Origin of the sequence: Micromonospora globbae (genome assembly GCF_036184225.1) — a bacterium.
GTDB classification, from domain to species: domain Bacteria; phylum Actinomycetota; class Actinomycetes; order Mycobacteriales; family Micromonosporaceae; genus Micromonospora; species Micromonospora globbae.
On the sequence record NZ_CP108084.1, the window covers coordinates 6,474,097 to 6,484,799 of the forward strand.

The 10,703-nt window shown below is 73.4% G+C and carries 10 protein-coding genes; 8 read left to right on the top strand and 2 right to left on the bottom strand.

The annotated features are described in order from the left end of the window. Positions 1-7 precede the first annotated feature (7 nt). Complete coding sequence (locus tag OG994_RS29695) at positions 8-994, top strand: ABC transporter permease (protein WP_120328982.1); 987 nt, start codon at positions 8-10, stop codon at positions 992-994. A gap of 158 nt (positions 995-1,152) precedes the next feature. Beyond that, positions 1,153-2,895 carry an ABC transporter substrate-binding protein gene (locus tag OG994_RS29700; RefSeq protein ID WP_120328983.1) on the top strand — a complete coding sequence of 581 codons (1,743 nt, stop codon included), beginning with the start codon at positions 1,153-1,155 and terminating at the stop codon, positions 2,893-2,895. A 75-nt stretch (positions 2,896-2,970) separates the two neighbouring features. Here the strand turns inward: OG994_RS29700 and OG994_RS29705 are convergent, their stop codons facing one another. Next, positions 2,971-5,118 carry a S9 family peptidase gene (locus OG994_RS29705; RefSeq protein WP_328851649.1) on the bottom strand — a complete coding sequence of 716 codons (2,148 nt, stop codon included), beginning with the start codon at positions 5,116-5,118 and terminating at the stop codon, positions 2,971-2,973. 85 nt (positions 5,119-5,203) lie between these two features. Between OG994_RS29705 and mshB the strand changes: the two genes are divergently transcribed. The 3 genes from mshB (at position 5,204) to OG994_RS29720 (ending at position 7,124) form a co-directional block, all read left to right on the top strand. Beyond that, a complete protein-coding gene (mshB, locus tag OG994_RS29710; RefSeq protein WP_120328985.1) occupies positions 5,204-6,127 on the top strand; it encodes an N-acetyl-1-D-myo-inositol-2-amino-2-deoxy-alpha-D-glucopyranoside deacetylase in 924 nt (307 codons plus the stop codon). A gap of 17 nt (positions 6,128-6,144) precedes the next feature. Next, positions 6,145-6,579 carry a hypothetical protein gene (locus tag OG994_RS29715; RefSeq protein WP_328851650.1) on the top strand — a complete coding sequence of 145 codons (435 nt, stop codon included), beginning with the start codon at positions 6,145-6,147 and terminating at the stop codon, positions 6,577-6,579. A gap of 80 nt (positions 6,580-6,659) precedes the next feature. Next, complete coding sequence (locus tag OG994_RS29720) at positions 6,660-7,124, top strand: hypothetical protein (RefSeq protein WP_328851651.1); 465 nt, start codon at positions 6,660-6,662, stop codon at positions 7,122-7,124. Positions 7,125-7,142: 18 nt separating this feature from the next. On the opposite strand, the gene OG994_RS29725 is transcribed toward OG994_RS29720, so the two are convergent. Further along, entirely contained in the window at positions 7,143-8,108 is a 966-nt protein-coding gene (locus OG994_RS29725; protein WP_120328987.1) for a GNAT family N-acetyltransferase, read from the bottom strand. Between the two features lie 79 nt (positions 8,109-8,187). Between OG994_RS29725 and fdxA the strand changes: the two genes are divergently transcribed. The 3 genes from fdxA to OG994_RS29740 are packed head-to-tail and all read left to right on the top strand — an operon-like array spanning position 8,188 to position 10,683. After that, the gene (fdxA, locus tag OG994_RS29730) at positions 8,188-8,514 is read left to right on the top strand and encodes a ferredoxin (RefSeq protein ID WP_120328988.1); all 327 of its coding nucleotides are present in this window, start codon (positions 8,188-8,190) and stop codon (positions 8,512-8,514) included. Further along, the gene (gene dapC / locus OG994_RS29735) at positions 8,511-9,620 is read left to right on the top strand and encodes a succinyldiaminopimelate transaminase (RefSeq protein ID WP_120328989.1); all 1,110 of its coding nucleotides are present in this window, start codon (positions 8,511-8,513) and stop codon (positions 9,618-9,620) included. The genes fdxA and dapC overlap by 4 nt, the downstream gene beginning before the upstream one ends. Before the next feature lie 43 nt (positions 9,621-9,663). Next, positions 9,664-10,683: a prephenate dehydrogenase gene (locus OG994_RS29740; protein ID WP_328851652.1), complete on the top strand. Its 1,020-nt coding sequence runs from the start codon at positions 9,664-9,666 to the stop codon at positions 10,681-10,683. Positions 10,684-10,703: the final 20 nt, after the last annotated feature.

Genomic DNA, 10,703 nt, shown 5'->3' on the forward strand with positions numbered 1-10,703 from the left:
GTTTGCCATGGCGCGATTCCTGATCAAGCGGATCTTCTCCGCCACGCTGACCCTGTTCGCGGTGAGCGTGCTGACCTTCCTGATGTTCTTCGCCCTGCCCCGCGACCCGGTCACCGGCATGTGCCCGAAGAACTGCAACCCGGAGCGGTTGGAGCGGGTCCGCGAGGAGCTGGGCCTCAACGACCCGCTGGTGGCCCAGTACGCCGGCTACATGAAGGGCATCTTCACCGGCCGCGACCTCGGCAGCGCCCAGGGCGGTCACTGCGACGCGCCCTGCCTGGGCTGGTCGTACGTCACGAACGAGGCGGTCTCCGACACCATCGCCCGGGTGCTGCCCGTGACGCTGAGCATCGTGATCCCGGCGGCCGTCCTGTGGCTGCTGCTCGGGGTGGGGCTGGGCATGGTCTCGGCGCTGCGCCGCGGCACGTGGCTGGACCGGCTCGCCATCGGCTTCTCGCTCACCGGCGCGTCGTTGCAGCTCTACTTCGTCGGCGCGGTGCTGCTGCTGGTCTTCGTCTACAACCTGCGGCTCCTGCCGGTGCCGAGCTACACGTCGATCTTCGACAATCCGCTGAAGTGGGCGAGCGGGCTGGTGCTCGCCTGGGTGGCGCTGGCCTTCCTCTTCTCGGCCATCTACGCGCGGCTGTCCCGCGCGCAGATGCTGGAGACGCTCTCCGAGGACTTCGTGCGTACGGCGCGGGCCAAGGGGTTGGCCAAACCCAAGGTGTACGGGCGGCACGCGCTGCGCGCGGCCATCACCCCCGTGGTGACCATCGCGGGTCTCGACGTCGGCGGGGCGCTCGGCGGGACGGTCATCACCGAGACGACGTTCGGCATCCAGGGGCTGGGCCGGACGGCCGTGGACGCCGTACGCGCCGGTGACCTGCCCACCATCATGGCCACCGTGCTGATCGCCGCGGTGTTCGTGGTGCTCGCGAACATGCTGGTCGACCTGCTGTACGCGGCCATCGACCCCCGCGTGCGGCTGCGCTGAGACGGTCGCCGGTCGGGCCGGGTGGCCGGCGGGCGGGCGACGGTGAAATTTATCGACAACTGTTACACAACTCGAAGGTTTTCTTCTTTACGATCCTCGGGACGTCGGCGGTTCCACCTCCGGCGGACCGCACGGCAGATGGGTGGAGGAGGTAGGAGATGCGACCACGTGTGGCGGCCGCCGCGGGCGGCGCGATAGCACTGGTGGTGGCCCTGGGTGCGTGCTCGGAGAACACGGGTGAGGGCACCACCGTGGACACCAACCGTACGCAGACCGGGGTCATCGCGACCGACCCGAAGGACTCGCAGGGCCCGGCCCCCGAGGTGGAGGGTGCGCAGAAGGGCGGCACCTTCACCATCATCCGGGAGACGCCCATCTCCCACCTGGACCCGCAGCGGACGTACTCGTTCGCCGGCCTGATGGCGAGCCCGCTCTTCGCCCGGTACCTCACGACGTGGAAGGACGACGGCAAGGGCGGTCTCGTCCTCGTCGGCGACCTGGCCGAGACGCCCGGCACCAACGTCAACAACGACTGCAAGGTCTGGGAATTCAAGATCAAGGACGGGGTGAAGTTCGAGGACGGTCGGCCGATCACCTCGAAGGAGATCGCGTACGGCATCGCCCGGTCCTTCGACCCCGACCTGACGAGCGGCCCGACCTACATCCAGGAGTGGCTGGCCGACACCCCGCAGTTCGACACCAAGTGGGACTTCAAGAAGAACAAGGGCTCGCTGCCGCCCGGGCTGACCACCCCGGACGACAAGACCCTGCGCTTCGAGTTCGCGAAGCCCCGCTGCGACCTGCCGTTCGCGGCCTCGCTGCCGACCACCGCGCCGCTGCCGCCCGACAAGGACACCGGCGTCAACCTCGACACCCGTCCGTTCTCGTCCGGCCCCTACAAGATCGCCGAGAACCAGGTCGGCGTGAAGCTGACCCTGGACCGGAACCCCAACTGGGACCCGAACACCGACCCGGTCCGGCACCAGTACCCGGACCAGTTCGTCTGGACGTTCGGCCCCACCCCGGACGCCGCCAACAACCGGGTGATCGCCGACAACGGCGCGGACCAGAGCGCGGTCGCCTTCAACTTCGTGCCGGCCTCGCTGGTCGCCAAGGTGGCCGGCGACGCGTCGCTGAAGTCCCGCACGATCCTCTCGCCGACCCCGAGCGCCAACCAGCTCGTCATCAACAACCAGCGGGTCACGGACCTGAAGATCCGCCAGGCGCTCAACTACGCGATCGACCGTGAGGGCCTCATCAAGGCGCTCGGCGGGCAGACCGTCGCCGCGCCGCTGACGACGCTGATGCCGCCGTCGACCATCGGCTACAAGCAGTACGACGCCTACCCGGCCGGCGCCACCGGCAACATGGAGAAGGCCAAGGAGCTGCTCGGCGGCCAGACCCCGGAGCTGGTCCTCGGCGTCTCCGACGGCGCGACCGAACAGCAGATGGGCACCCAGCTCAAGGCCAACCTCGAGCGGGCCGGCTTCAAGATCACGCTGCGGAACATCCCGGACGACGCGAAGCTCGACGAGATCAAGAAGAAGGACAACCCCTGGGACCTGTACATCGGTAACTGGGCGGCGGACTGGCCGAGCGGCGCGTCGATCCTGCCGGTGCTCTACGACGGGCGCAGCATCAAGCCCGAGGGCAACAGCAACCAGGCGTACTTCAACGACCCGGCGATCAACGCCGAGTTCGACCGGATCCTGGCCATGCCGCCGGCCGAGCAGGGCCCGGAGTGGGGCAAGCTCGACGAGCGGATCATGAAGGAGCACGCCCCGGTCGTGCCGCTCTTCGTCGACGTGGCGTACGTGGTGCACGGCTCGAAGGCGGGCGGGGTCTTCATCTCCAGCGTCTTCGGCTACCCGTCGTTCGTGAACGCGTTCGTCAAGCAGTAGACCCACCACACGGACGGGCCCCCGGTCGACAGCGTCGTCGACCGGGGGCCGCCGTGCGTCACGGGGCGCCCTCGCTCAGAGCACGTGCGTACGGAGGAAGTCCAGCTCCAGCCGGAGCAGGCGCTCGGCCGTGCCGCCGGCGGCCATGTGCGTCGCGCCGGTGAGCGGCAGCACCGAGTGGGGGCGGCCGGCGGAGAGCAGCGCCGCCGACAGGCGCAGCGTGTGCGCGGCCACCACGTTGTCGTCGACGAGGCCGTGCACGAGAAGCAGCGGCCGGGCCCGCTCCGGCCCGGTCACCGGCTCGGCCGCCAGGTCGACGAGCGAGTGGTGGGCGTACACGTCCGCGCCGTCCTCCGGCATCCCCAGGTAGCGCTCGGTGTAGGCCGTGTCGTAGAGCGCCCAGTCGGTGACCGGGGCGCCGGCGATGCCGCAGCGGAACAGCTCGGGGTGGCGCAGCACCGCGAGCGCGGCGAGCCAGCCGCCGAACGACCAGCCGCGTACCGCCACCCGGCCCAGGTCGAGGTCCGGATGCTTGTCGGCGAGCGCGGTCAGCGCGTCCACCTGGTCGGACAGGATCACGTCCGCCACCCGCCGGTGGATCGCCTTCTCGAACGACGGCGCGACACCGGGGGTGCCCCGGTTGTCGACGACCACCACGGCGAAGCCGGCGTCGGCCCACCACTGCCGTTCCAGCCAGGCGGCCCGCGCGGCGACCACCTCCTGGTGGCCGGGCCCGCCGTAGACGTCCAGCAGCACGGGCAGGCGGCGGCCGGTGACGTAGCTGTTCGGGTAGAGCACCGCGCTGGGCAGCCGCCGGTCGGTCACGCGCTCCAGCAGCGGCAGCGGCGAGTACGGCGGGGTCGCGGCGTGCGAACCGAGCACGGCCACCTCCTCGTCGCCCCGCCACACCGTCCAGCGCGTCCCCGCGTGGTCGAGCGTGGCGACACCCACCACGAGCACGTCACCCCCGACCGCCGCGGTGTGCCAGCCCGAGTCGGTGGTGAGCCGCCGGGCGTCCACCCCGCCGCCGATCGTGGTGCGTACGCGGAACAGGTGCCGCTCGCTCGGCTCGCCGTCGCTCGCCTCGACGAGCAGGTCGGCGGGCCCCTGCCCGGCGGCGGGCAGCCGGCCCACCACGCGGCGTACGTACAGCGAGGGCGGGGTGAGGAGGGTGCCGTCGGCGAACAGGCAGCGGGCGTCGTACCCGTCGTGGGCCAGCTCGCCCCCGACGAGCACGCGGCCGTCGGGCAGGTGGGCCGGGGTGCCCGCGATCGGCTCGACCCAGCGCGGGTCGGCCAGTTCGGCGTGCACCTGCGTCTCGCCGGTGCGCGGGTCGACGGCCAGCACCAGGCCGTGCTGCTGGGACCGGCGCAGCACGGTGATCAGCGGGCCGCCCTCGGCCCAGCTCACCGCGGTCAGGTACGGGTACGTCTCCCGGTCCCAGTGCACGTCGACCCAACCGCCGTCGAGGTCGAGCAGGTGCAGGCTGACCTCGGCGTTCGGCCCTCCCGCCCGCGGGTACGCGACAGTCGTCGGCGGGCTCGCCGGGTCGGCCGGGTCGTGCAGGTGCCAGCGCTCCAGCCGGGACTCGTCGACCCGGGCGGCGAGCACCGTGCGGCCGTCCGGCGCCCACCAGTAGCCCCGGAACCGGCCGAACTCCTCGGCCGCGATGTGCTCGGCCAGCCCCCAGGTCACCCCGGCGTCCTCGCCGGCCAGCAGGGTGTCGGCGCCGTCGGGGTCGATCACCCGCAGCTCGCCCCGGCGGACCCCCTCGGCGGCGTCCGTGACGTACGCCAGCCGTTCACCGGACGGGTCCGGACGCGGATCGAGGACGGGCCCGACCGTGGCCACCTCGACGACGTCGCCGTGCACCAGGTCGGCGCGGAACAGGCGGCCGGCCAGCGGGAAGGCGGCCACCCGGCCGGCGGCGTCCAGGGCGTACGAGCCGATGCCGGCCGCGCTGAGCCGCTGCCGCTCGCGTAGCGCGCGCTCGCCCCGGGAGAGCGCCGCCGGGTCGGCGTCCGCGCCGAGCAGGGTGGCCGGGTCGGCGACCAGCCGCTCCTTGCCGGTGGCGACGTCCAGGAGCCAGAGCGCGTCCGCCGGGTCCTCGGGACCGGCCGAGCGCAGGAAGACCACCCGGGAGCCGTCGTCGGCCACGGAGACGGCACGCGGCGCCCCGTGGCTGAACCGACGGGTACGCGCGGCCAGCTCCGGATAGTCCACGGCCAGATCGTAAGGCGGCCGTCGGGGTGATGTGGCCGACCTGCGTGGACGCGTCGGGGCCGGCCCGGCAGAACCGCCGGTTAGAGTGACGGGCGTGACGACGCTGCCCGACCGCCGGCTGCTGCTGGTCCACGCGCACCCCGACGACGAGTCCATCGGCACCGGCTCGACGATGGCCCACTACGCCGCCACCGGCGCGCACGTGACGCTGGTGACCTGCACGCTCGGCGAGGAGGGCGAGATCCACGTGCCGGCGCTGGCCCAGCTCGCCGCCGACCAGGCCGACCAGCTCGGCGGCTACCGGATCGCCGAGCTGGACGCCGCCTGCGCCGCGCTCGGCGTCACCGACCACCGCTTCCTCGGCGGCGCCGGCCGCTACCGCGACTCCGGGATGATGGGCCTGCCGACCAACGAGCACCCGCGCGCGTTCTGGCAGGCCGACCTCGACGAGGCCGCCGGGTACCTGCTGGAGGTCATCCGGGAGATCCGGCCGCAGGTCATGGTCACGTACGACGAGAACGGCTTCTACGGGCACCCGGACCACATCCAGGCGCACCGGGTGGCGATGCGGGCGTACGACCTCGCGGCCGCCGAGGGGATCGCGCCCGCCAAGGTCTACTGGACGGCCATGCCGCTGAGCGTGCTGGCGGCCGGCATGGACCAGTTCGTCGAGTCGTCCGACAACCCGTTCGCCGGCATCGAGGACGTCTCCGAGCTGCCCTTCGCGACCCCCGACGAGCAGATCGCCGCCCGGATCGACGCCACCGACCAGCACGCCGCGAAGCAGGCGGCGCTGCGTGCCCACGCCACCCAGATCCCGCCGACGTCGTGGCTCTACACGATCGCCGGCAGCTTCGGCGGCGAGTTCATGGGCGTGGAGTACTACACCCTCGCCAAGGGCGAGAAGGGGCCGGGCAGCGGCCCGTACGGCTGGGAGGACGACCTCTTCGCCGGGATCGCCGACCTCGGCCCGGACCGGGCCCCGGCTGCGGCGGCCGGCCTGCGGTGACGCTGCCCGCCGCCCCGATGTCACTCGCCCCGGACGAGCCCACCCCGCCGCCGGCGGGGCCGCCGTCGCGCCTGCCGGACCTCGGGCTGCGGGCCGCGGGAGGTCTCGTGTCGATCGTGGCCGGCGTGGTCACCGGGCTGGTGGAGCTGATGCTCGCCACGGTCCGGGTGGCCGGCCAGCTGATCGGCGTGTCCGTGCTGGTGGCGATCGGCGCCAACATCGTGCTCAGCTGGTTCGCCCACGAGACCGTCGGCCGCCGCTGGTCGGTGGCGCTGCCCGCCGTGCCGTGGTTCCTGCTGATGGCGGTCGCGGCGATCCGTACGAACGAGGGGGACCTGCTCCTCGCCGGGAACAACTGGGTCGGCCTCGTCATGATCATGGCTGGCGCCATGACCTTCGCGGTGATGGGCTTCCGGCAGATCCTGGCCGTACCACGCACCCCACGCGGGTGATGACGCCACTCAGGTACGGGTGGTAGATATTCCTGCCAGGAACCGCCCCGGGTGTGGGCGGTAGGGCGGGAGGTCGTGCGATGGACAAGCGCTGGCGCGACATCGGGGTGCTCGCCGGGGCGCTCTTCGCGGTCAATGTGGTCGCCCGGCTGGTCAACCACTTCGGCTTCGACGGCGACGACGCCGCGGCCGACCGGGTGTCGCTGGGAATGTTCCTGGTGATCGGGCTGATCCTGGCCGTGCTCGCGTTCGTCTGGGGGCGGCGTCGTCCGCTCGGCGACTGGGCGGCGGACATCGGTGGCGCCGTGGTGGTTGCGATGCTGCTCACCGTGCTGGTGGGCCCGCTGCTGGTGGGCGACAGCCCGTTCGCCGGCGGCGCGGGCACCTTCTTCGCCCAGATCTGGTTCTACCTGGGCGCCACGCTCGTCGGGTCGCTGATCGGTTACCTGGTGGCCACCGCGCTGGGCCTCGACCACCGTTCGCAGAGCCTCAAGCGGTTCGCCGAGCTGAAGACCACCAAGCCGCGCAGGGTCGTCCGTCGCTGACCCGGCCGCCCGCACGGGTCAGCGTGGCGCCACCCGCGTCCGGTAGGTGTGGTGGGTCGTGAAGCCGAGCCGCTGGTAGAGCGCCACGGCGCCGGTGTTGTGCTGCTCCACCTGGAGGAAGGCGTGGGTGGCCCCGGCCGCCGCACCCCAGTCGGCGAGCGCCCGGATCATCCGGCGCGCCAGCCCCTGCCGGCGCGCGGCCGGCAGCACCTCGATGAGGCTCAGCCCCAGCCAGCGGCCCCCGCCGGTCACCGTGCCCCGGCCGATGCCGACCAGCGTGCCGTCGGCGTACGCGTGGGCGAAGCGGACCTGGTCCACGGCGGTGAGCACGTGCCGGGCGGCGTCCGGCAGCCCGCCCTTGCGGCCCGACGCGACGGCCAGCCACTCCCGCGTCGGCGCGGCGGCCAGCTCCACCACGGCCGCCGAGCCCGGCGGGGGCGGCGGCGACCCGCCCGCCGCGAGGGGCAGCGGGGCGGTCTGCACGAGCACCGGTGGGCGGGCGGACCAGCCGCGGGCGTCGAGTTCCGCTCCCACCGGCGCGGCCAGCGGCAGCGGGGTGTTGACCATCGGGGTGAGGTCGTGCCCGGCGTACCAGCGCTCGACGGCGTCCACCGCGGCCGGCAACGGCCGGTCCGGGTCGCCGACGGGCAGCGCCGAGTTGGCCCGGCCGGTCCACCCGTCGGCGGCCCGTAGCAGCCAGCTTCCGAGCCGGTCCCGTGTCGGCGCCGGCCACGCCTCGTCGGCCGCCAGCTCCAGCTCGACCACGGCCGCGGCGGTCGGGCGGCGCGTCGGCGGCACCCGCTTGGCCCGGTGCACCTCGTCCCGGGGCACCCGCAGCGGGCCCTGCGCCGTGGCCAGCGTGAGGTGCGTGTCACTCAGCTCGACCAGCTCGCCCAGGGCGTCGGAGAAGAGGGGGCGGCCGTCGCGCTCGCCCACCATCCGGCGGACCACTATCCGGTGTCCCACATCCTGCTGACCCAGCACGATCGACCCCCTCCCCGGCGAGATACTAGGCTCTTACCGTCGCGGGAGATCGCGGCGCGTCTTGCGGAGGAGAAGACCGGTGACCTACATCATCGCCGAGCCGTGCGTGGATGTGCTCGACAAGGCATGCATCGAGGAGTGCCCGGTCGACTGCATTTACGAGGGCAACCGGATGCTCTACATCCACCCCGACGAGTGCGTCGACTGTGGTGCCTGTGAGCCCGTCTGCCCCGTCGAGGCGATCTTCTACGAGGACGACGTCCCGGAGCAGTGGAAGGAATACACCGGCGCCAACTACGAGTTCTTCGAGGATCTCGGATCGCCCGGTGGCGCCTCGAAGATCGGCAAGGTGGACAAGGACGCGGCCTTCGTGGCCGCCCAGCCGCCGCGCGGTGAGGGCCACTGAACCGGCCCTCGCCGGTCTCGGCACGGCTGCCCGAGTTCACCTGGGACACCCTGGACGCCGCGGCCACCCTGGCCGCGGCGCATCCGGGAGGCCTCATCAACCTCTCCATGGGTACGCCGGTCGACCCGGTGCCCCCGGTGATCCGGCAGGCGCTGGCTGACGCCTCCGACGCCCCCGGCTACCCGCTGACGGCCGGCACGCCGGCGCTGCGGGCCGCCATCAGCGCCTGGGTCGCCCGGGCCTGCGGCGCCGGGGTCGACGGTCTCGGTGTGCTGCCGAGCATCGGCTCCAAGGAGCTGGTCGCCTGGCTGCCCACCCTGCTCGGCGTCGGGCCGGACGACGTGGTGGTGGTGCCGTCCGTCTGCTACCCCACCTACGAGGACGGGGCGCGGCTGGCCGGTGCCACGGTCGTCCGCACCGACTCGCTGACCTCGGTCGGCCCGACCTCGCGGGTACGGCTCGTCTGGGTCAACTCGCCCGGCAACCCGACCGGCCGGGTGCTGCCCGCGGCCCACCTGCGCAAGGTGGTCGACTGGGCGCGCGAGCGGGGCGCGGTGGTCGCCAGCGACGAGTGCTACCTGCCGCTGGGCTGGTCCGCCGAGCCGGTCTCGGTGCTCTCGCCCGAGGTCTGCGGCGGCTCGTACGACAACGTGTTGGCGCTGCACTCGCTCTCCAAGCGCTCGAACCTGGCCGGCTACCGGGCGGGCTTCGTGGCCGGTGACCCGGCGCTCGTGGCGGAGCTGCTGAAGGTGCGCAAGCACGCCGGCATGATCGTGCCCGCGCCCGTGCAGGCGGCCATGGTGGCCGCGCTCCAGGACGAGCGGCACGCCGAAGAGCAGCGGGAGCGGTACCGGGCGCGGCGCGAGACGCTGTACCGGGCGTTCACCGAAGCCGGATTCACGGTCGAGCACTCGGAGGCGGGCCTCTACCTGTGGATGACCCGGGGCGAGGACTGCTGGCGGACGGTCGACTGGCTGGCCCGCCGGGGCATCCTGGTCGCCGCGGGCGTCTTCTACGGCCCGGCCGGCGGCCAGCACGTGCGGGTGGCGCTGACCGAGACCGACGAGCACGTCGCGGCCGTCGCCGACCGGCTCGCCGAGGGCTGAGCCCGCAGCGTCGCGGGCACGACCGAGACGCCGAGGTGGGTGGATGGTGGACAGACCCGGTGGGCGGCCGAGGGTCGCCGTCGTGGGCACGGGGCTCATCGGCGGTTCGATCCTGCTCCGCCTGCACGAGGCGTACCCGGACGTGACCGGCTGGGACCCGGACCCGGCGACGCGGGCCGAGGGCCGCGCGCGCGGCGTACGCGTACCCGACGACCTCGCCGAGGCGGTCGGCGACCGGGACGTGGTGTTCCTCGCCGGGCCGCTGCCGAGCCTGCCGGAGACCCTGCTGACCGTCGCCGCGCACACCGGTGACCGCTGCGTCGTCACCGACGTCGGCAGCACGAAGGCCGGGATCGCCGGCTTCGCGGCCGAGCACGGCCTGACGGGCCGGTTCGTGCCCGGTCACCCGATGGCGGGCACCGAGCGGTCCGGCCTGACGGCCGCCGTGCCGACGCTGTTCGACGGTGCGGCGTGGGTGCTCTGCCCCGCGTCCGAGGGGATCGTGGCCTTCCGGACGCTGGTCGGCCTCCTCGTGGACGTCTTCGCGGCTCGGGTGGTCCCGATGGACCCGGCGGTGCACGACTCGGTGGTCGCCCTGTCGTCCCACCTTCCCCACGTGCTCGCGGGGAGCCTCGCGGGGGCGGTGGCCGACTCGCCGCTGCGCGACGCCGTGCTCGGCCTGGCCGCCGGGAGCTTCCGGGACGGCACCCGGGTGGCCGGCACCCCGGCCCAACGGACGGCCGACATGCTCTTCCAGAACCGGGACGAGGTGCTCCGCCAGGTGGAGCGGGTGCGGGCCGCCCTCGATGAGCTGACCGCCGCCCTCGACCGGGGCGACCTGGACGCGCTCGTCGCGCGGTACCGGCGGGCGCGGGAGCTGCGCCACGCGCTGCCCGACCGGGTGTTCCACGAGCACCGGCGGGCGTTCCCGACGGACGGCGACCACGCGGCCGAGGTGGCGTACCTGCGCGACCTGGGCGCCGCCGGCGGCCACCTGACCGGGTGCCGCGCCGGCGCGGACGTCGTGACGTACGCCGGGTGCCGCCCGCCCGCCGAGGGCTGACCACCGGCTCGGGGCAGGGC